Source organism: Methanobrevibacter sp. (genome assembly GCF_015062935.1).
Lineage (GTDB): Archaea > Methanobacteriota > Methanobacteria > Methanobacteriales > Methanobacteriaceae > Methanocatella.
Genome location: NZ_SUTM01000010.1, coordinates 1 through 21022, shown reverse-complemented (window position 1 = coordinate 21022; position 21022 = coordinate 1). Strand labels below are relative to the sequence as shown.

The 21022-nt window shown below is 33.6% G+C and carries 19 protein-coding genes; 13 read left to right on the top strand and 6 right to left on the bottom strand.

The window, feature by feature from the left end:
* Positions 1-142: 142 nt before the first annotated feature.
* The 6 genes from E7Z81_RS06060 (at position 143) to E7Z81_RS06035 (ending at position 5166) form a co-directional block, all read left to right on the top strand.
* A complete protein-coding gene (locus E7Z81_RS06060) occupies positions 143-1360 on the top strand; it encodes a cytosine permease (protein ID WP_292745366.1) in 1218 nt (405 codons plus the stop codon).
* Positions 1361-1426: 66 nt separating this feature from the next.
* Positions 1427-2269, top strand: a complete 843-nt coding sequence (locus E7Z81_RS06055; RefSeq protein ID WP_292745364.1) for a bifunctional hydroxymethylpyrimidine kinase/phosphomethylpyrimidine kinase — start codon at positions 1427-1429, stop codon at positions 2267-2269.
* 146 nt (positions 2270-2415) lie between these two features.
* Positions 2416-3198 carry a class I SAM-dependent methyltransferase gene (locus tag E7Z81_RS06050; RefSeq protein ID WP_292745362.1) on the top strand — a complete coding sequence of 261 codons (783 nt, stop codon included), beginning with the start codon at positions 2416-2418 and terminating at the stop codon, positions 3196-3198.
* Positions 3199-3307: 109 nt separating this feature from the next.
* Positions 3308-4123 carry a 5'/3'-nucleotidase SurE gene (gene surE, locus E7Z81_RS06045; RefSeq protein ID WP_292745360.1) on the top strand — a complete coding sequence of 272 codons (816 nt, stop codon included), beginning with the start codon at positions 3308-3310 and terminating at the stop codon, positions 4121-4123.
* A gap of 27 nt (positions 4124-4150) precedes the next feature.
* Positions 4151-4636, top strand: coding sequence for a hypothetical protein (locus E7Z81_RS06040; RefSeq protein WP_292745358.1), 486 nt, complete (start codon positions 4151-4153; stop codon positions 4634-4636).
* 128 nt (positions 4637-4764) lie between these two features.
* On the top strand, positions 4765-5166 hold the full coding sequence (locus E7Z81_RS06035) for a hypothetical protein (RefSeq protein WP_292745356.1): 402 nt from the start codon (positions 4765-4767) through the stop codon (positions 5164-5166).
* Between the two features lie 97 nt (positions 5167-5263).
* Here E7Z81_RS06035 and E7Z81_RS06030 read toward each other — a convergent pair whose 3' ends face one another.
* Entirely contained in the window at positions 5264-5896 is a 633-nt protein-coding gene (locus tag E7Z81_RS06030; RefSeq protein WP_292745354.1) for a stage II sporulation protein M, read from the bottom strand.
* A gap of 410 nt (positions 5897-6306) precedes the next feature.
* On the opposite strand from E7Z81_RS06030, the gene E7Z81_RS06025 reads away from it, so the two are divergent.
* Together E7Z81_RS06025 and E7Z81_RS06020 are read left to right on the top strand one after the other, a co-directional pair.
* Positions 6307-12525 carry an Ig-like domain repeat protein gene (locus tag E7Z81_RS06025; RefSeq protein WP_292745352.1) on the top strand — a complete coding sequence of 2073 codons (6219 nt, stop codon included), beginning with the start codon at positions 6307-6309 and terminating at the stop codon, positions 12523-12525.
* Positions 12526-13020: 495 nt separating this feature from the next.
* The gene (locus tag E7Z81_RS06020) at positions 13021-13620 is read left to right on the top strand and encodes a zinc ribbon domain-containing protein (RefSeq protein ID WP_292745350.1); all 600 of its coding nucleotides are present in this window, start codon (positions 13021-13023) and stop codon (positions 13618-13620) included.
* Positions 13621-13626: 6 nt separating this feature from the next.
* Here E7Z81_RS06020 and E7Z81_RS06015 read toward each other — a convergent pair whose 3' ends face one another.
* Both E7Z81_RS06015 and E7Z81_RS06010 read right to left on the bottom strand, forming a co-directional pair.
* A complete protein-coding gene (locus E7Z81_RS06015; RefSeq protein ID WP_292745348.1) occupies positions 13627-14898 on the bottom strand; it encodes an STAS domain-containing protein in 1272 nt (423 codons plus the stop codon).
* Positions 14899-15125: 227 nt separating this feature from the next.
* Complete coding sequence (locus E7Z81_RS06010) at positions 15126-15386, bottom strand: hypothetical protein (protein WP_292745346.1); 261 nt, start codon at positions 15384-15386, stop codon at positions 15126-15128.
* A 316-nt stretch (positions 15387-15702) separates the two neighbouring features.
* Between E7Z81_RS06010 and E7Z81_RS06005 the strand changes: the two genes are divergently transcribed.
* Positions 15703-17157, top strand: coding sequence for an AAA family ATPase (locus tag E7Z81_RS06005; protein WP_292745344.1), 1455 nt, complete (start codon positions 15703-15705; stop codon positions 17155-17157).
* A gap of 44 nt (positions 17158-17201) precedes the next feature.
* Here the strand turns inward: E7Z81_RS06005 and E7Z81_RS06000 are convergent, their stop codons facing one another.
* On the bottom strand, positions 17202-18296 hold the full coding sequence (locus E7Z81_RS06000; RefSeq protein WP_292745342.1) for a chitobiase/beta-hexosaminidase C-terminal domain-containing protein: 1095 nt from the start codon (positions 18294-18296) through the stop codon (positions 17202-17204).
* Between the two features lie 275 nt (positions 18297-18571).
* Between E7Z81_RS06000 and E7Z81_RS05995 the strand changes: the two genes are divergently transcribed.
* The gene (locus tag E7Z81_RS05995) at positions 18572-18913 is read left to right on the top strand and encodes a hypothetical protein (protein WP_292745340.1); all 342 of its coding nucleotides are present in this window, start codon (positions 18572-18574) and stop codon (positions 18911-18913) included.
* A gap of 95 nt (positions 18914-19008) precedes the next feature.
* Here the strand turns inward: E7Z81_RS05995 and E7Z81_RS05990 are convergent, their stop codons facing one another.
* On the bottom strand, positions 19009-19116 hold the full coding sequence (locus E7Z81_RS05990) for a flavodoxin (RefSeq protein ID WP_292745338.1): 108 nt from the start codon (positions 19114-19116) through the stop codon (positions 19009-19011).
* A 118-nt stretch (positions 19117-19234) separates the two neighbouring features.
* On the opposite strand from E7Z81_RS05990, the gene E7Z81_RS05985 reads away from it, so the two are divergent.
* A complete protein-coding gene (locus E7Z81_RS05985; RefSeq protein ID WP_292745336.1) occupies positions 19235-20224 on the top strand; it encodes an acyltransferase family protein in 990 nt (329 codons plus the stop codon).
* A gap of 17 nt (positions 20225-20241) precedes the next feature.
* Here the strand turns inward: E7Z81_RS05985 and E7Z81_RS05980 are convergent, their stop codons facing one another.
* Positions 20242-20379, bottom strand: coding sequence for a hypothetical protein (locus E7Z81_RS05980; protein WP_292745334.1), 138 nt, complete (start codon positions 20377-20379; stop codon positions 20242-20244).
* A gap of 42 nt (positions 20380-20421) precedes the next feature.
* Here E7Z81_RS05980 and E7Z81_RS05975 point away from each other — a divergent pair, with 42 nt between their 5' ends.
* Both E7Z81_RS05975 and E7Z81_RS12065 read left to right on the top strand, forming a co-directional pair.
* Complete coding sequence (locus E7Z81_RS05975; RefSeq protein WP_292745332.1) at positions 20422-20631, top strand: hypothetical protein; 210 nt, start codon at positions 20422-20424, stop codon at positions 20629-20631.
* A gap of 268 nt (positions 20632-20899) precedes the next feature.
* A partial coding sequence (locus tag E7Z81_RS12065) for a helix-turn-helix domain-containing protein (RefSeq protein ID WP_367263037.1) occupies positions 20900-21022 on the top strand: 123 nt, incomplete at its 3' end.

The following is a 21022-nucleotide window of genomic DNA, read 5'->3' as shown; positions in this document are numbered from 1 at the left end:
TTTGAATATTTAGTTTAGGGGAACACAACTGTTATAACAATAGTTATGTTTATATATCATAATGTTTAGAATAATAATAAAAAATTAAAAAATAATTAATATTTAAATTGACAAATTAAAATCTAATATAATGGGGGCTACTATGGAGAATCGTACTGGACTTTTTACAAATGCAGTTATCTGGTTTGGCGTTGCAATTTCCGTTTCTGAAATCGAAGCGGGAATAGGAATAGGAAACGCCTCCACTTTATCTTCATTATGGCTTCCGGTAGTGCTTGGACATATATTGGGAGGAATATTGCTGTTTTTAGTCGGATACATTGGTGCCAATGTCCGAATGAATGCAATGGAGATGACTGAATCAACCTTCAGCAGATACGGATCCAAGTTCTTTGCGGCCCTGAACGTGCTACAGCTTGTTGCATGGGTTGCAGTGCTGAATGCACAGGGAGCTCTGGCATTGGGCAGTTTAAATCTGCCAGTCTCTTTTCCTGTAATCTGCATTCTCCTTGCAATATTAATTGCGATTTATGTCTATGTTGGCCTTCAGAGAATTTCCAAAGTAACGACTATAGTTATGGTGGTTCTAACTGCTTTGCTTGCGGTTTTATCTTTCAAGCTGCTTGGAGCAAATACTCCAGCTCTTCCGATTGCAGATAATATTGCGCACAGTGCTTCCGCTCTCAGCTTCTGGAACATCTTTGAAATTTCAATAGCCATGCCTATTTCATGGCTTCCTGTAATTTCAGATTATACCAAGGATGTTGAAAAGCCTATGGGAGCTACAATGGTGTCTGCTATAGCATATACTCTTGCAAGTCTCTGGATGTATTTCATTGGTGTTGAAATTGCAAATCTGGGAGCCGGAGTTAATATTTCACAGGCAATTCTTCTAACAAATCTTGGAACTGCCGGTATAATAATTGTGGTGCTTTCAACAGTAACAACCAACTTCATGGCGGCCAATTCAGCAGGAGAATCAGCGAAGGTAATCTTCAACAGGCTCAACCCTAAAATGGTTGGTATTGTGGTCAGTGCATTAAGCGCTTTGCTTGCAATTTCAGGAGTAATGGACAATTATATAGATTTCCTATACCTCATAGCATCTGTATTTGCCCCTATGGCTGCGGTGCTTCTGGTTTCTTATTATGTCGTTAAGGATCAGAGTGACGGGGGATGGATATGGTACTGGAACATCTTTTCATGGCTTGCAGGATTTATTGTCTACAATATTGCAATCAATCTCGATTCAATATTTTTAGGTCCGACATTGCTTGCAATAATAGTTTCAGCATTTCTTGCATATGCAGGAGCACTATTTAAAGAAAAATTCACTCATTGCGAGTCAGATAATATATGAAAATTAATTAACTTATGAAAAACAATATTAAATTATAACATTAAAAAAAATAATCAGGGTTTAAATATGAACGAATCAATTAAAATTTTAACTATCCAGGACGTATCATGTTTTGGACAATGCTCAATAACAGTTGCTTTGCCTGTAGTTTCCGCTTTTGGAATAGAAACTGCAATACTTCCATCAGCAGTTCTTTCCACACACACTTCAGGATTTACAGATTATACTGTTCGTGACTTGACAGAAGACCTTCCAGCCATACAAAAGCATTGGGAAAGTGAAGGAATATATTTTGACGCAATATACACTGGATTCATTGCATCTGCAGAACAGTTGGACTATATCAAGGACATTATTGATTCTAGATTAAAACCTGGCGGACTTGTATTTGTCGACCCTGCAATGGCGGATATGGGGGAGTTTTACAATGGCTTTGACCAGGAATTTGCAGATAAGATGGGGGAACTCTGCAAACTGGGAGATTATATTCTTCCAAACACAACCGAGGCGTGTTACATACTCCATAAACCTTGGAAGGAAAATTTCTCCATAGAGGAGATGCTGGAAATGGCAGAAGACCTTAAGGAGTTCACCAACAGATATGTCATCCTTAAGGGGTATGACAATGGAGACCAGATGGGCATGATTGTTTTTGACAAACAGGAATCAACTGTTGAAATCGTATACAATGACAAGGTTGATTATATTTCCCACGGCACAGGTGATGTTTTCGCATCATCATTTGTTGGCTCTGTCATGATTGGAAAATCACCTGTTCAATCAGCTAAAATTGCTGGTGAATTTACTAAAAAGGCTTTGGAGAAAACTATTGGTGATGAAACTCATTGGTATGGTGTCAAATTTGAACAGGCTATTCCTGAACTTTATGATTTGCTGAAATCTATCTGAATCTTTTTACTTACTTTTTATTTTTTTATCAATTACATTTGAATTAAAATTAATATAATTATAATTTAATTTAGGTATACCTAAAAATTTATATAGTTCTTTATCCAATTATTATATAATTCAAAATAAATAATGGAGGAAAACTTATGAATTTGGAGGGCGTAGAAAAGACAATGCTTTTGACATTATTTGCCAAAGCACAGCATTCACAACAAAAAAACCATAAATTTCACGATAGAAGAGCCATAGACGTCATATCACAAATAGATTATGATTTCAGCATGGCTGATAAGGACAGGTTCATGAAATATGGAGTAATTTCAAGGACAATTGTACTGGATGAGATGGTTTCAGACTACATCAAAAAACATCCTCACTCAACAATAGTCAATATCGCATCAGGAATGGATACCAGATTCGACAGGCTTGACAACGGGATGATTAGATGGTACAATGTTGATTTGGAAAACTCTGCAAATTTCAGACTGCAGTACATCAAGGACAGTGAAAGAGTCAAGACACTGTCATATTCGGCAATGGATCCCAGATGGGCTGAAGAGATAAAAATCGAAAGCGGAAATGTTTTATTCATAATTGAAGGGTTGTCAATGTATCTGAGTGAAAATGACAATAGGGAAATCCTCAAGATTATCAGCGACAATTTCAGGCACTGCAGCATATTCATTGAGATAATGCCTCCGGTTTCAGTAGAAAACGTAACAGAAAAATCTGTAGAAGAAACTGATTCACAATTCATATGGGGTGTAGAAAAAGGAAGCGATTTGGTTAAACTGAATCGTAATTTCAGATGGATTATGGATGTCAATCTATTTGACGGCATGAGCAAGTTCAAGCCTGCATTCAGACTATTCACATGGCTGCCGTTTCTTAGAAGAAAAATGGATTATATAGCTGTTTTGGAAAAATAGCTTCCATAATCCTTTTAAATTTTTCAACATCATCACAATCTTAAAATACTTTTTTTAACTATGAGCTAGAAATATAGTAGTAACTATTGACATTTAGGGTTTTGATACTGTGAACATTTTGATATCTAATGATGATGGAGTATTTGCACCAGGAATATTGGCTGCAAAACAGGCGGTTGAAGATTTGGCTAATGTTACTGTTGTGGCTCCGGATAAGAATAACAGTAGTGTCGGACGCCGTTTAACATTATTCAAACACTTGCAAATTGAATCCTGCCAGCTTGAAGACGGAAGTTCTGCATATTCAGTCAACGGAAGTCCTGCAGACTGTGTTGTTGTAGGTGCAAAATATGTTATGGATGAAAAGCCGGATCTGGTTATCAGCGGAATAAACCAGGGCGTTAATATAAGCTGTGACATCACATCCTCCGGAACTGTATGCGCAGCCTTTGAAGCGGTCAGCCTGGGAATTCCAGCAATAGCAGTATCACTTTTCATGGACCCGAAAACATCATACAAAAGGGATGAAAAAGGGGAATGGTATATAGACTATGATTTTGATTTGACAAAAAAAGTTCTCCACGATTTGGTATTGAAGATAATTGACAAAGGATTTCCAGAGGAAGTTGATCTCTTTAATTTAAATGTACCTTCCAATTACGAATCCGAGGATGTTAAAATTACCAGTTTGTCCCATAAGATGCTTGACAAAAAAGTCATAGACAATACCGACGAGGAAAAGGAAGAAATTTTCAGCTATCCGTTGGATGAAAATCAGGATAGTGACGATTTAATCATGATAACACCTGACCTTGTAAAAGAATATGATGAAGGCAGTGACGGATATGCATTGCTTGTTGAAAAAAGGCCAAGCTTAACACCATTAAAGGTTAACATGACCTATGATGAATTAAAAGACTGGTAATGATAATACAGTTTTAATGAGGGGTCTATGTTTGTCCGAAAAGCTGATATTGAAGATTTGGACAGGATAATGGACATCTATCATTCTGCCCAGAATCAAATGATTGAAAATGGAAATCCAACGCAGTGGGGATATTCATATCCTACCCCTGACCTGATTGAACAGGATATCTACAATGAAAACTGTTACCTGATATGTGATGGTGAGGATATCCATGGGGTTTTTGCTCTTTTTAATACTGCTGAACCCACATATGAATATATAGAAGATGGAATATGGATTAATGATGATGAATATCTAACAATTCATAGGATAGCAAGCGATGGCGCAAAACATGGAATATTCAAATGCGCTGCAGACTATTGCAAAAGCATCTGCGACAATATACGTATAGATACTCATCATGACAACGTGATAATGCAGAAACTCATTGAAAAAAATGATTTCAAAAGATGCGGCACCATATATGTGGCTGACGGGTCCCCAAGAATTGCATATCAGTGGTCAAGATGATAATCTTTTGACATATCAATTGATTTCTTAATTTTGTTAAAAATATACAATGTTCAACATATTTATATTATCTAAAAACAAATATTATATTGACGTTTAATGTCATTTATAAAAAATAGGAGATTATTATGAATATGAAAAAAGTATTTGCAATAAGCTTGTTATTTATTGCACTTTGTTCAATCGGTATGGTTTGTGCCGCTTCAGTTAACAACCCTGAAGGGTTTACAATTAACAAAGATTTAGCTCAAAACAACCAGAACGGTACATTTTTCGGAGTACCTTGTGAATATTCAGTTGTTGTTAGCGAAAATGGTACTGACAACATCACCATAACTGACATCGTTCCATCAAAAGCTATTGATTTAGTCCCTCAAGGAAACACTGTAATGAAAAACATTTCAAACAAAACAGGTCTCTTTGAACAAAAAGACAATGGAAGATGTGTTTATATTTACCAGGATGTAAACAATATAATACAAATCGAAGCTCCAAATGAAAAATTAATAGAAGAAGTAATTGGTAAATAAACCAATTACCTATTTTTTCTTTTTTTTTACACAGTAAAACTTTTAGATGAAAACGTACTTATTTTTAAGATATGATTCTCATATTTATGTTAATTGATTAAAAAAGGCCCATTATAAACTCTGAAAAAGGAACAGATAAATATGCTTCAACAGGTGCTGCAATAACCAATAATATTGTTGAAAAAATCATGAGAATGATGCTGTGAATCAATAATTTTTTGCTCTTTTCAAATGCATCAGACGCTCCGTTACTGTCTTTGCCTATCCAAGTCCTTAAAAATCTCACGATAAACAGGAAAAGCAATACTCCTGCAGTGGATTGAATGATTGTTGCTGTGATTTCAAATATTCCATGAGGAATTAAATAAAAGATGTACATAATGCCTCCGTTCGGCAAAATTGTATTGAATAATGCTCCAAGGGTTCCTAAGTTAGCACCATTGAAAATTATCATTACAATTGCAGGTATTGCAAAGAATACTGAAGAGACATAGGTCATAATTCCTCCGAATTCATTATGGATGAAAATTTCAGTTGTACTAAGTCCTGTATTTGTATTGGTCCCATTGATGGCCGGAAGACTGCTTGAAATAGAATTCACTGCTTCTCCGGATAAAATCCATGCAGCAATAAAACAAATTATAAATAATATATACAGTCCGATTATCAGTTTTTTGTGATCTTTTAGACTTTCCAAAACCAAATCCTTAAATTTAATTAGCATACTCATGGGAGTAGTTATTTCGTTTGCTATTAAAATAGTTGTTGATTTTATAAAAATTGTCTGTCTGAATAGTTTGTTTGTATAATTATTTTTAAAATATATCGTTCAAACATCATACCTGTTATTTTTTTTGTTAACTATCAAATAATTTCATTTAAAACTGGGAGATAATTTTATTAATTTTTAAATGTTTTTTGTTAGTATTAATGAATAAGATTTCGATTTTTAGTAGATAATTTCTATATTTTAATGCAATAATATATCATTCATATTCAAAAATAGTTATATATTTATAGATTAATGAATAGAATTTTAATCATGTTTTAGAAGTTTTAAACAAAGAAAATTTATTTTTATGATTGTTTGATTATATAAAACATTTTTAGCATATTATTCTTCAGGAGTTTATTGAGAAAATGAAATACAAGAAAATAATGTTCACGCTGGTGCTGGCCGTTTTCATATTCAGTGTGGCCAGCGTCTGTGCCAGTGACATGGACGATACAGTGATTGCCAGTGAGGAGGATTCAACAATTGAATTGTCACAGTCAGATACTGATAAGATGTTATCTTCAGAGGATGATGAACTGATAGGTCAAACAGAGAATGTTGAAATCATAAGTGAAGGAAATAGTGGAACATTTGCTGAACTGCAAGCCAATATTACAGCAGCAAAACAGGGTTCAACATTAACATTAAATAAGAATTACGAATGGGAAAGCGGTTTTGATATTGAAGGAATCATTATTAACAAGTCAATAACAATCGATGGAAACGGATTTAAAATCGATGCCAAAGAAAAATCAAGAATATTCAAAATAACTGCCGACAATGTAATACTTGAAAACATAATTTTCACAAATGGTAAAACAACCGGAAATGGAAGTGCAGTTTTCTTTGAAAAGTCAGGTATTGTAGTAAATTGTAATTTTAGCAATATCTTCAATGACGGAGGTTCAGTTTTCTTCGTGGGTAAAGGTGAAGTGACAAATTGTAATTTTTTTGATAACTATGCATCTTATGGCGCTGCGGTTTACTTTAGCGATTTGGGCACTCTGGCACATTGTAATTTTACGGATAACACAGCAACTAAAGATGGCGGTGCAGTTTACTTCCAGAATGAGGGTGTTGTGAGAAATTGTAATTTTATAACCAGTACCTCTAAAAATAATGGCGGTGCGGTTTTCTTTGAAAAGTCAGGTACACTGTCAGATTGTAATTTTACAGATAGCACTGCTTCAAATACTGGGGGTGCGGTTTACTTCTCTAGTGATGGTGAGCTGACAAATTGTAGTTTTGTCAACAACACTGCAACTGGCGATTATAGCTGTGGTGGTGCGGTTTACTTCTCTAGTGATGGTGAGCTGACAAATTGCAGTTTTGTCAACAACACTGCAAAAATGGGAAATGCAATTTATATTAATTCCAATCACTGCACTGTTTGTGATTGTGATTTTACAAATAATCATATAACTAAAGGTGCAATTCATTCAGTTACTGGAGATATTACTCTTTCTAATAATGTCCTTGATGCTGATGATGTTGCCCAGGGTAGGAATTTCACAGAAATTCAAAAATTAATAGATGGAGCAAATGATGGGGATGAAATCACCATTGATGGATTATATTCCGGTTTTGGAATACCAATCAGAATTACAAAAAGTTTAACATTAATTGGACAAAACAATGCAACGCTGGATGCAAAAAAACTATCAAAAATACTGTATATAACTGCAAACAATGTTATTATTAAAAACATACAATTTACAAACGGATACTCAGAAAATGAAGGTACAGTTTACTTCTATAGCACAGGTACTGTTGAAAATTGTAATTTCACTAACAATGAAGTCGCTGGCGAGAAAGGTTCCGGCGGAGCAATTTACTTTAATGGTGTGGGAAATGTGATAAATTCAATTTTCACAGACAACAGGGCAACCAGAAACGGTGGTGCAGTATATGTTGAAGCGCAATCAATAAATAACAATTTTTCATCCCAATTCTATAATAATTATGCAGGACAAAGCGGAGGAGCAATATTTTTCCATAATTTAGTTCAAAACAATAGTTTCGATTGCATTTTCAAGGACAATTATGCAGGCTACGGTGGAGGAATATTTTTCTCCAAGAACGCAAACACAAACAGTTTCAGCAGTGACTTTATAAACAACACTGCAAAATCATGCGGCGGAGCAATGTTTTTCTACAGCACTACTGACAAAAATGAGTTCAATGGCCGTTTTATTAACAATAGTGCTTTAGGACAAATCGATCCGGCAAACGGAAACGGCGGTGCAATAACATTTAAGAACGTATCTGCCAACAGCATATTCAACTGTGACTTTATAAACAACGCTGCCAGTTTGAATGGTGGGGCAGTAAACTATCGTGAGACTCCTAAAAATATCATATTCAATACTAATTTCATAAACAATGCTGCTAAAAGAGGTGGAGGAGTCAATTTCTTTGAAACCTTTGAAGATGTAATATTCAATGGGGAATTCATTGAAAACTCAGCAGAAAACGGCGGTGCATTAGCTGCAGGTTATGGAACTGTTGAGAATATTTCATTTAACAACAATCATGCGAACAATGGAGGTGCTGTTTACCTTGCGGGATCCGGTTCAACTGTAAACTGTAATTTCACCAACAACAGTGCTACCCATAATGGAGGTGCTGTTTACATCTCAGAGAGAGGTAATGTTGTAAATTGTAGTTTTGCCGACAATTCTGCTGGTCATGATGGTGGTGCTGTCTACAGTAAATTCGGTACTGTCGATAATTGTAATTTCACAGGTAATGATGCTTCTAATAATGGAGGAGCAGTTAGCTTAAGTTATCCAAGTAATGTGGCAAATTGTCATTTTGATGACAACTCTGCTAAGAATGGTGGTGCACTTTACTTCCTTAATGATAATGATAATGTGATAAATTGCAGTTTTGTTGCAAATGAGGCTGCTAGTAGGGGAGGTGCTGTTTTCTTCATGACTAATCGGCTGGTTAATGCGACAAATTGTTATTTTGAAGGTAACTCAGCTCCTGAGGGTGGTGCTATTTTTTGCTATTCATGGGCCGTTACTGCGGATTCCTGCATTTTCAAAAATGATTCAGATACAACCAACAATACACTCATTCTTTCACCTAATTTGGAGGTTTATGATTTCTACTCAGTTTACGGTTCCGGTGAAAAATTAACATTTAATTTAACAACAAACAGGGGCATGGCAATAACTAATGGAATTATTTCAATGACCATATACTTTAATGACAATCAAAGAGCGGTGGCTAAGTATACCTGTTTAAGCGGTGAAGGCTGGACTGTGGACCTGCCGGTCGGATCTTATTATGCAGTTTTCAGAACTGAATATAAAGGTTCAGAACCGGTTATCAGGAATATGGAAATAATAATGCCTGTTGTTCAGTTTTATGTAAATGTAACTTCAGTTACAACCAACAGCAAAACTGCGAATATCACTGCAAAATCCAACATTCCGAAAAATCTCTTGTGGGATGGTAAATTATTATTTGTCTTACCAAACGGTACCGAAATCAATGCGACCTATGGTGATAACGGTACATGGTGGGCAGTGCATACTTTTGATGACTACGGTGATTATGAAGTCAATGCAGCATTCCCTGGATTGGATAATGTTGTTGTCAATAAAGGAACCATAGAAGTTACCGCTCCTGAGCATACATTTTGGTTTTTGAATTATACACTCAATTCCAATAGTGATGCCGTTATTAATTTAACTAATGATTTTTACTTTGATTCAGATTATGATTCTGCTTTTGTAGATGGTATTGTGATTGACAGGTCTGTTACAATCAATGGTAATGGCTACACCATTGACGCTAAGGGTCAGGCTCGCATCTTCCAGGTCATGTGCACTGATGTTGTTTTAGAAAACATTACTTTTATAAATGGTAACTCAACCGGCGGAGGTGCAGTTTACTTCGATGATGCAGGTATTGTGTCAGATTGTAATTTTGTTAATAATACTGCAACTGGAGATAATGCTTATGGTGGTGCAGTTTACTTCTTGAATAATGGCGAAGTGACAAACTGTTCTTTTGCTAATAACTCCGCTAGTAATGGTGGTGCTGTCTACATATATTCTGGTAGTGTTGGAAACTGTAATTTCGTCAATAACTCTGTAACCGATGAGGGTGGTGCTATAAGGATGCATTCTGGCAGTGTTGAAAATTGTAATTTCGTTGATAACACAGCAACTGGAGATTACGGTTTTGGTGGTGCAGTTTACTTCTTGAATAATGGGAAATTGACATATTGTAATTTCACCCGTAATAATGCAACTGTTGGTTCTGCAATTTACTTCAGGACTGCATCAACCAACAAAAATGTTTCTCATTCTTGTTTCTTAAACAATAGGGCAGATGCAGAAGCTTTAGAAATAACTAAGTATGGTAATAATATTACAATTGCTTTCACAGGTCAGAATAACCTTTTAAATGCAATATATTCTAGAGAGGATGAAGTTACATTTACCAATGTGACCTATTGGGGCGCCAATGGAATTGCAAACACAGGCAGTTCCCCTACAGTTCCATCAAGATCCAATAGACAAGCCGGTATAAACATTACTGTGGGTGGTGTTGTTAATGGTGTTCCGATTTTAAATGGAGTTAATGTCACAGATAAGGAAGGTAAGATTGTTTTGAACATAAATGATAGTGATAATTATTACATCTTCGTTCGCCATGAGGCAGATTCATACTACACTGAATCTGAAAAAACAATCTCAAACAACCTTAATGTGAATGTCACTTCCAAGACAACCAACAACCGGACTGTAAACATCACTGCAAAATCCAATATTTACAGTGAAGTTATGCCCGGCAAATTATTATTTGTCTTACCAAACGGTACAGAAATCGATGCGACCTATGGTGCTAATGGTACCTGGTGGGCGGAACATACATTTGATGACTACGGTAAATATGAAGTCAATGCATCATATGCCGGATTGGACAATGTTAATGTCAGCAATGGTACTATAACCATCTATAAAGAGGATTCAACAATAATTCTTGATAATATTGTTTTGGATTATGGCGATTCAAGAAATGTTACTGTAACAACTACCGGAGCTACAGAAATCACAGCAAGCATAGATGGTGTTAATGTTGATGTGATTAATAATTTCACTATTCAGATTTCAGGTTTAAAGGCAGGAAATCATACATTGTCTGTAACAACAATAGCTGACAATATTCATAATCCGGTAACTAAAGAAGTCAACATTACAGTAAATAAATTATCCACTGAAATCACTTTAGCTATTGAAACACTCGATTTAAAGGTAATTGATGAGTTTGCTGTTTTGGCTAATTTAACTCCTGCAGGCGCAGGTAATCTGACATATTCTTCTAATAATGAAAGTGTTGTTAAAGTATCCGGTGATGGTTTAATCACAGCATTAAGTAAAGGTAATGCTACCGTTACTGTTTCATTTGCCGGTAATGACAATTATACTGCAGCTCAAAATAAAACAATCAGGGTTACTGTTAGTTTGAGAGATGCTAGTATTAGTGTTTTGAATGATACTGTCTTTATTGTTATTGATGAGGTTTATGAGCTTGATGCTGTTGTTGTTCCTGAAAATTTAACTGTTAATTATACTTCCAGCAATCCTGCGGTTGTCCGTGTTGATAATGGTATTGTTACTGGTTTGAACGAAGGTACTTCTGTTATTACTTTGACTGTTGGTGATGATAAATATGCTCCAGTAAGCAAAAACATTACTGTAACTGTCAGTAAAATAGCTTCTAAATTTGCTGAGGTTGTCATTGTTAAAAATAATGTTTCACTGATTTTAAGCGATGAAAACGGAAATCCGATTTCCGAAGCAAATATCTCATACTCTGTAAACGGAGTTTCAAATTCTACTGTCAGTGATGCTAATGGTTCATTTGTGATCATTGCTGAGCCTGGAGCTGAAATCGCTGCCAATTATGAAGGAAATAATGTCTATCTTGCTTGCAACATTACAGTTAAAATGACTCTTCAAAGACAGTCTACAGTTATTGTAGGTGAGGACTTCACACAGTATGCATGTGACTATTATGTCGGTGAAAGAGGTAAAAACTTCACAGTACAGCTTACAGATGTAAATGGTAAATCATTAGCAAATAAAACCGTTTATATTGGCTATAATGGTGTAACATTAAAGAGAACAACTGATGCTAATGGTTATGCAAATGTCCAGATTAACCTCAAAAATGCAGGATTATACACATTTGTAGCAGTATTTTTAGATGATGAAAACTACAACGCTTCCATGAAAGTGTTTAAAGTAACTGTCAACAAGAAAACTACTTCAATAGCTGCTAACGCAAAGACTTTCAAAGTTAAAGCAAAAACCAAAAAATACACAGTTACTTTAAAAACAATTAAAGGAGCATCCATTGACGGTAAAACATACCTTGCAGCAGGTAAAAAGATTACCTTAAAAATAAACGGTAAAACATATACTGCAAAAACAAATGCTGAAGGTAAAGCTACTTTCAGCCTTAAAATAACTAAAAAAGGTATCTTCACTGCAGTAATCAAGTTTGCCGGTGACAATACCTATAAATCTGCATCCAAAAAAATTAAAGTAACAATCAAATAGAAGAAATTAAAACATTTCTTCTACTTTTTTATCTTTTTTTAAATTATTTTTTCATTAAATTAAATTAAATCAAATTCTCAAACTATAATTTTAATAAGCGTAATTTTACATTAACGCCAAGCATCATATAAATCAAGTTACTTTATAATTATGCATATATATCAACTACTTTTCAAAAGCAAATTTCAAATATTTGATATTCATGTGCTCAGGTTTCAAGTATCGTTAATGTGAGGGTTAAATTAAAAAATAGTTATTTCTTTTTTCATTTTAGGATATTGCTTTTGACATTAACGCTAGGGTTTGCTGATGTTTATTTTTTTTAAAGAGGGCGCTCTTAATTCAACATTTTCTTATTTTTGGTTATACCTGTTTTTTTTGGTGATGTTTTAACAAAATCAGGTGGGATTTTGATAAGTATTGTAAAAATTAGAAATATATAAATAAGTTTTTTGACTGAAATCTGTTTAAGAAGACTAACTTGAAGGGGATAATATGGGCAATTTTTGTACTAACTGCGGGGCTAAATTAGAAAAAGATTATAATTATTGCATTAACTGCGGTGTAAAAATCGAAAAATCTCACACAAAACAGATTTTCAATTCAGTTAAATCAGAGCTCTACAATAATGAAAAAGAGAAAGCCAGAAAGGAACTTAAAAGAGTGGTTGGCGGAAAAATATTGTTCAAGGTATCTTTTAGTGAAGAATTGCACAGAAACGGTTTAGGTTATGATGCAGGTGATTTAATCAGACAACAAATTGAACAGGAAATAAACTCCGGCAAGATTAAATCTGAAGATGTTGAATCCAGGGTAAATCAGCTGATGAAGGAATATAAAATCAAAAAAGACAAAAGAATTGCTGAAGAAAATGCCAGAAAAGCTAAAGAAAAAGAGATGAGAAGTAAAACAACAGTAAACACTCATCCTGCTCATGGGGGATATTGCAGTTTTAATTGCATTCATTACCGTGAAGAATATTTGGACAGTGGCGGAGGAATTATAGGTGATTTTGATATGGGCGGATATGTTGAGTATTACTGCAATCTGGGCCATAACATATCCAATGGAGGATACTGCAAGGATTATGAATAAGGATTTCTAAATCACTTGGATATCAGTATCTGATACGACTTCAATAACACTTTCATTGCATGACTCCATTATAATGCCATCATCACAGTCGTCCTGCATCATAAGAAGAACTCGCAGACCTGCAGAGGATACATATCCCAGTTTAGAGCAATCAATTAACACGCTTTTAAGGGAGTAATCCTTCTTAATTTTTTCATAATTTGCAAGAAGTTCAGGTGCACTTAATGAATCCAAATTTCCAGACAAAGCTAAATTAAGCCTGTCACAGTCAACTGACGCATCCGCATTAAATGATTCTGTTTCGCTATCAGATATATCAACATTTTCTGATTCGTCAACACTGATTTTCCAAATGCATACTCTCTTTAATCCTTCCTTGATATGTTCTGCAATCTCAGGGTCAATATTCTCCAGACTTTTAAACTCAGGTATGTGGTCTGCATAGGGAAGTCTCTCCAGTTTAAATCCTTTTGATTTAATGTAATTCAGGGCATTTTTAATATTTTCCTGAACATTTCCTCTTAAACTGATGGTTATTGTATTGTCTACGACAGTTACATCGGATTTATCTTGTATTCTATACTTTGCCTCATACATTTTCTCTCTTGTTCTGTCTCCATAGAAAGCTTTCACTATCAAAACATAGAGAAAAGATATCTCAGGATCAAGGGTAATCCAGTATCCTCCATGCTCTTTAAGAATCCTTTTGATGTTATCGCACATGGCGTCCATCTCACGGTCAGTAAGATACATCATGAGTCCTTCGGTTGTTATGCATACCTCGCCGTCAATCTTGTCAAATGCAGATTTAAGGGAGTGATAATTGGTTGCATCAACGCCTTCAAAACTTACAAGCTTTTTTTGCTCTTCATCTAAAAGTGACATTACGGCAGGTTCAACTTCATTGATTGTTGCAGGTAAATCCATCCCGACATATTTCCTGCCGCTTTTTGCAAATTCAATGGCTCTTGGTGTGAAACCGCATGGCAGGTCAAAGACAGTTAAACCGGACTGCCTGGCGAGTTTTCCATTGGTAAAATATCTTACATCCATAATGATACTGTTGACAAAAAGATCATCCTTATCCACATTAACGGTCGCACTGTTCTGCGTATCTTTCTGGGTAAGATTCAGCTTTTCGGCTAAGGTTTTGGCGTCATCATGACCTGCTGCCGCCAGCTGAAAAAGAGTCATCTTTGCAGTGGTAAATATGGGATTTGTTCTTTTTAATAACTCCTGATTAATTTCTATTCCTTCAAAATTAAAAATATTGTCCATATTCTCTCCTATTATTATTTTCGTCAGATATTGATTTAAGTTTTTTGTGTATTTGCGTTTACAAAAGATACGTTTAAAGGAATTATGGAAGTGATGAAGTGTTTATGGTGTTTAATCATTAGAATTGTATTTTTTAAGTCTTAGTGATTTTATTAATATAAATATGATAAAATTGAACTTGCATTAGGTGTAAGAATAGGAAGTTCAAATTAAAATTATAGTGGAGTTTAATTGCTCCACTTGCGTTGAAGTTCTTTATCATTGAATACAACTTTTTCTGCACAGGTATCGTACTGTGAAACTTCTGATATTCCTGCCTGGAAGAATTGTAAACACATGTCCTTTCGTGGAACATAGTTTTGACAGTTCAAATGAACATTTTCCTTACAGTTATCACATCCGTTTTCAGGAGCCTCTTTATTTTTACAGTACAGTTTGTCATCTTCTGTGAAACGGTATTCACAGTCTTTAAACACAATATTAGCCATAGTAATCACCAAATTAAATTCAAATATATGTTTTATACTCTATGTATTTTTATTATTAAACTTCTATTTTTCTTCCTTTAAAAATTTTTTTAGGATTGATTTTCTAGGAAATATGGAGCAGGTTTTCCCAGCAATATTTTATCAAATATCATTTTTAATTCATTTAATGGTTAATTGATAGTAGGATTATAGTTGGAAAATTTTATAACTATTAATATTTAAAATACTAGTCTTTATATATAACTATGATGATTAAAAATACTAGTCTTTATATATAACTATGATGATATATAATAATAGTTAGGGGGTGAGGATAATGAATGAAATCCAAAAAACATATATTAGAAATCAAATCTTAACAATGCCGATGAGATTGGACCCGGAACTTACCCATAAAAATAAAAAATTTAATAAGCGCTCAGATTATGATAATATTATTAGGTATGTTGATAACTTCTTGGATGAAGAAAATATAAACAGATTTCTTGTTTTACCTGGATTGCGTGATGTTGGAAAAACTACTTTATTGTTTCAGGCATATGAGTATCTTCTAAAAGAAAAAAACATCAGTTCTCAAAATATTTTGTATTTCTCTTGCGACCAGTTAAAAAGAACTGGAGATGCGGATATTTTTGATGTTGTCAATTATTATTGTGAAACATTTCATAATTCAATCATTGAAACATTATCACAACCCGTATTTATTTTAATTGATGAGGCCCAATATGATAAAAAATGGGCATTTAATGGAAAATTAATTTTTGATGCTTCCAAAAATATTTTCATGATATTCAGTGGGTCATCTGCATTAAAACTTTCCAATAATCCTGATGCCGCACGAAGATTATTAAATATTCCGATATATCCGTTAACATATTCACAACATTTAAAATTAAAATATGGAAATTTTAAAAATGATATTTCAGATTCTATAATTCAAATGATTTTCAACGGCCAAACAGATAACAGTGCAGAAATAGAAAGGCAAATAATGTATATCTATTCAAATTTCAATAACTTTAATGTATCCGAATGGAAGAATTTCTTACAATATGGAGGTTTTCCATCATCATTTTACCAGGACAATCATGAAATAACAAAAAAAATTGTAAACATGGTAGAAAAAGTCGTGACTACAGATATGAACAATATCGAAGGAATAAATACAAATACACATGATCTTGCATTTCAGATTTTGAATTATTTTGCTTTTCAAAATCCCGGTGAAGTATCAATAGGTTCTCTTTCAAATCTTTTTGATGCAAAAAAGCCATTAGTCACAAAAGTATTGAATATTTTAGAAAAAACACAATTGATATTTCATATTGAAGCTTTTACTTCCTCAATTAAAAGAACAACAAAACCTCATGAATATTTTTTTGCAACCCCCAGCATAAAACATAATCTTGCTTTAAATATGGGCACTGCTGTACTTGAAGATCAAACAGCATATTTCGGTAAACTGCTTGAAAATTATGTGGCTTCAAGTTTAAATAATTTGGATAATCAAAGCAGCATATCCTATAAAACATATTATGATGACAGCAAGAAAAAAAGCAGTGATAAAAATGTTGATTTTATCGTTCAAAGGGGACTTGAAAAACCTATTCCATTCGAAGTTAGTTGTGGAAATAAAAATAAAAGTCAAATCAAACGAGCCATTAAAAAATACAATTCCCCACAAGGAGTAATAATTTCAAATACTACGTCAGATATTGTAATTAATGACAATATTATTTGCATTCCTCCCGAAATATTTGCTTTCCTGTAGATTATAGTGTTTTTGTATTTTATTGAAAAAAATAAAAATTAAAGCTAAAAGGATAAACTGACTTTATCCAAAGCTTTAATATATTTGTCTGCATAATTCTGCTTAACCTTTTGTGAATAGGAAAGTTCTGTTTCATAGATATAGGAAACCAAACCATTATTGGCAATAGGTACTGTAATGTAGGCAGGACTGGAACCTAACTGGGGATCAAATCTTTTGATATGCGGTGCCAGTTTAAGCAGTCTTTTTAAATAAAGAGAAGATTTCTTATGAAGACTTTTAGTTATCTTGACACTTTTTATGTTCTTGTTTGAAATCATGTGGATGAAACGGGGATATTTGTATCCGCTAAGCTTGTAGTTTGTTTCATGGATATCTGTTGTTATTTGAGGTTTTTCCCTAGCTATGTCCTTTATTATGTATTTGTTTCCCAGTATCTGACCATGCATTCTGCTTTTAGAATAGCTGTTCTTGTCTTTGGTGACATGAATGTAGTAAAGCACGTATTTTCTTTTTAATTTGCTGGTTTTCTTAACCAGGCTTTTATAAATTGCCTTGTGCATTCCGCTTTCTTGAACATGAACTCCAACAATCAATGCAATTGTTTTTGTTGAAGAGAGATCGCCGAAGTAGAGCTTTTCAACATATCCCTTTGAAGTTTTTCCCAAAATTCTTTTATATGTTTGAACTTTTGACTTGCTTCCGTCCTTTGATACGGCAAAAAACTTCAAAACCTTATTTGACGCTAAAGTAATAGATCCCGTATATTTTTTGCTGTGAACAGTTGGCTTTTTGCCGTTGGTTGAATAATAGATTGTTCCTTTCTTGTCGGATTTAAGTTTTATAACCAGTTTCTTGTCTGATTTAACAGTCATCTTATTTATCCATACTTTAGGAGCTTTTTTAACGACTGCTTTGGATTTCTCAGCAGTGTTCTGATTTGTGGATGATGCATTATCTGAAGAATCATTAACACTTTGATTAATTTCTTCTGCAATAGAAGGTTGTAAACCGGATTCATTTGCAATGCTGCTGTTCGTATTGTCATCTAAATTGCTATTTTCAGCACTGACTGATGCAATTAGGCAAAATAAAGACAGAATTATTAAAATTAATACTAAATATCTTTTATTAAACAAAATTTAACCCCTCCCGATTTTATGATAATTGTTTTATTTTTAATGCAAATGCCACGGGCATATAAGCTGTGGAGAATTGCAACATTATTAATAACTATTTTAATACTTATTTTTAAGTCTTTATGTTTTGATAATTGCGTTTAAAGATACGTTTCAAACATGATGTATTTTTCAAATTTAATTTCAAACATAGTTAATATTTAAATGTTTTTCAGGTGCGACATGATGTTTTTGCACACTTCAAATTATTATTTATTGCACTTTGTACAATAGGTATGGTTTGTGCTACTTCAGTTAACAATCCTGAAGGGTTTACAATTAACAAAGATTTAGTTCAAAACAACCTGAACGGCACATTTTTTGGAGTACCTTGTGAATATTCAGTTGTTGTTACAGAAAATGGTACTGACAACATCACTATAACTGACATCGTTCCATCAAAATCTATTGATTTAGTCCCTCAAGGAAACACTGTAATGAAAAACATTTCAAACAAATCAGGTCTCTTTGAACAAAAAGACGATGGAAGATGTGTTTATATTTACCCTGATGATGGTAAAGTAATTCAAATTGAAGCTCCAAATGAAAAATTAATCGAACAAGTAATTGGTAAATAAGCCAATTACCTTCTTTTTTTTGCACAGAAAACACTTTTTAGAAAACATTCAACGATTTTTAAAAGTTTTGAATAATTATCTCCAAAAGACACGTTTCAAACAGGGATAATCTCGTCAATGTCGGAACCAGTTTTGGCTGCAATGTCTTCAGCCAGCTTTTTTGTAATGTTGGTTCTTGAATAATAAACTACTAATGATTTCATAGTTTTAATATTAAGATGTCCTCATATATAAACTGTTGCATTGACAACTATTGCATCTGCAACGGTTTAGGTGAAGTGTCAAAATGTATAATACATATGACCTATTATATATAATAATATGACTCATGAAAGGATTCACAGATTTGACAACTTAAAGGGGCTGGCAATACTTATGATAGTTTGCTGGCATCTGAACACTTCCGAGATGTTTCCGATGTTGGGGCATAAAATACTTTATATAACCGCCCTTCCATTATTCTTTTTCGTTTCCGGATATTTTTCAAAAACATCTTCAGACCAATACGCTAAAAGCTTCAAAAGACTATTAATCCCATATATAATATTTACAATCGTGCTCAAGCTGTTCAGGTTTATGCTAACGGGCAAAATTGATATTAGCATGATATTCATTCAGACATCAGTGGGCTTATGGTTTTTAGTTGCATTGTTTTTCATGAAGGTAATGCTTCCTCTCTTTGACAAATTCAGATACCCTCTTTTAACCGCATTTATCTGTGCCGTGTTTTTTGGAATAATAGACATACATCCAAACATTTTGGGACTGACAAGACTCTTTGCATATTTCCCTATATTCCTCATGGGATTCTATTATAACTCATATAAGGAAAAACTCACTGAAATCCAGCCAAAATTAATCAATTATTATGAAAAACACTTTAAAATCATATTTGTACTGGGTCTTGTTTTAATATTGATTGCAATTGATCTGCTGGACGTCAGGGTCATGTTATTCAAAACCCCATATGCAGGAAATATATTGTTTGAAATGATTAAAAGAGTTGCAGTGATACTTATTGAAATGGCTATGGTATTGCTTTTAAACAGGGCCATGACCAACAAAGAATCAATTTTAACAAAATTCGGAAGAAATTCAATGGCGATATATATGCTGCATATGTTCATTTTAATATATTTCATGGACATGAACGTGAAATTATATGTTGCAAATGATATTATTACATTAATTGCAAACCTGGCATTTGTATTTGTCGTAACACTAATCCTGTCTGCCGACATTATCACAAAATTCCTCAACAGAATTACTGATTTCGTTGCTGATTTGATATTAAAACCGATAGATTATTAACTGAAAATATTAAAATATTATACAATGAACAAATATAAATTAGCCAAATCAATTTCTGTACTGACAAACCCTCCGATTATTACAATCCCGTTATTTTTGATAATCTGTGCGGTTTTGTCATTTGAAAACGGGGATTTTAACTTTACCAAATTCATATCAATGAGTTGATCTCCCTAATTTTCGCATCTCTTCTTCCGATGGCGATAATTGTATTTTGGGCTAAAAAAATCAACACAGACAATGACATTTCCAACAGGGAAGACAGGTTCGTTCCGTTAATAGTTGGAATCGTATCATATTTCATAGGTTTTATTGTCTGTCTGATTTTTAATGCCAGTAACTTTTTAGCATTGCTTCTTTTATCTTTAAAATTCGAGAATACCTCGACTTCTGCAAGTCGGGGATGAATCGAAAAGTTGGGTGTACTTTTGTTAATTGTCTATATAATTAGTTATTTTTTAAAATAAGCTTTTTTTTATAAGGTATTTAGGGGGATTATTATATTCACTATTACTTTTGGATTTTCATATTAAATTAATACTTTTCATATGCTCTCTTACTATTTCTTTATATATGGGGAAGTTGTTATATTTAATATTAGTGAGTTTTTAATTTTTGTATGTTAAAATTGAAGAACCATTATAGTTTTAATTCAAAAAATGTGGTGGATGTATAATGGATAAACGAGTAATGGCTATTAAGGTTAGACTTAAACCTTCATCTGAACAAATTGAAGAGTTTCATAAGAATTTCGGCTGTGTCAGGAAAGTTTACAATCTAACCTTAAATGAATACAAC

What these genes read in the sequence shown, in the direction of transcription:
- E7Z81_RS06035 (WP_292745356.1), top strand. Translation starts at nt 4,765, where the DNA reads ATGAATATGAAAAAAGTATTTGCAATAAGCTTGTTATTTATTGCACTT.
- E7Z81_RS06050 (WP_292745362.1), top strand. Translation starts at nt 2,416, where the DNA reads ATGAATTTGGAGGGCGTAGAAAAGACAATGCTTTTGACATTATTTGCC.
- E7Z81_RS05980 (WP_292745334.1), bottom strand. Translation starts at nt 20,379, where the DNA reads ATGAATTTGGTAAAGTTAAAATCCCCGTTTTCAAATGACAAAACCGCA.
- E7Z81_RS06030 (WP_292745354.1), bottom strand. Translation starts at nt 5,896, where the DNA reads ATGAGTATGCTAATTAAATTTAAGGATTTGGTTTTGGAAAGTCTAAAA.
- E7Z81_RS06015 (WP_292745348.1), bottom strand. Translation starts at nt 14,898, where the DNA reads ATGGACAATATTTTTAATTTTGAAGGAATAGAAATTAATCAGGAGTTA.
- E7Z81_RS06055 (WP_292745364.1), top strand. Translation starts at nt 1,427, where the DNA reads ATGAACGAATCAATTAAAATTTTAACTATCCAGGACGTATCATGTTTT.
- E7Z81_RS06010 (WP_292745346.1), bottom strand. Translation starts at nt 15,386, where the DNA reads ATGGCTAATATTGTGTTTAAAGACTGTGAATACCGTTTCACAGAAGAT.
- E7Z81_RS06005 (WP_292745344.1), top strand. Translation starts at nt 15,703, where the DNA reads ATGAATGAAATCCAAAAAACATATATTAGAAATCAAATCTTAACAATG.
- E7Z81_RS05995 (WP_292745340.1), top strand. Translation starts at nt 18,572, where the DNA reads ATGGTTTGTGCTACTTCAGTTAACAATCCTGAAGGGTTTACAATTAAC.
- E7Z81_RS05990 (WP_292745338.1), bottom strand. Translation starts at nt 19,116, where the DNA reads ATGAAATCATTAGTAGTTTATTATTCAAGAACCAACATTACAAAAAAG.
- E7Z81_RS05975 (WP_292745332.1), top strand. Translation starts at nt 20,422, where the DNA reads ATGGCGATAATTGTATTTTGGGCTAAAAAAATCAACACAGACAATGAC.
- E7Z81_RS06060 (WP_292745366.1), top strand. Translation starts at nt 143, where the DNA reads ATGGAGAATCGTACTGGACTTTTTACAAATGCAGTTATCTGGTTTGGC.
- E7Z81_RS06025 (WP_292745352.1), top strand. Translation starts at nt 6,307, where the DNA reads ATGAAATACAAGAAAATAATGTTCACGCTGGTGCTGGCCGTTTTCATA.
- E7Z81_RS06040 (WP_292745358.1), top strand. Translation starts at nt 4,151, where the DNA reads ATGTTTGTCCGAAAAGCTGATATTGAAGATTTGGACAGGATAATGGAC.
- E7Z81_RS05985 (WP_292745336.1), top strand. Translation starts at nt 19,235, where the DNA reads ATGACTCATGAAAGGATTCACAGATTTGACAACTTAAAGGGGCTGGCA.
- E7Z81_RS06020 (WP_292745350.1), top strand. Translation starts at nt 13,021, where the DNA reads ATGGGCAATTTTTGTACTAACTGCGGGGCTAAATTAGAAAAAGATTAT.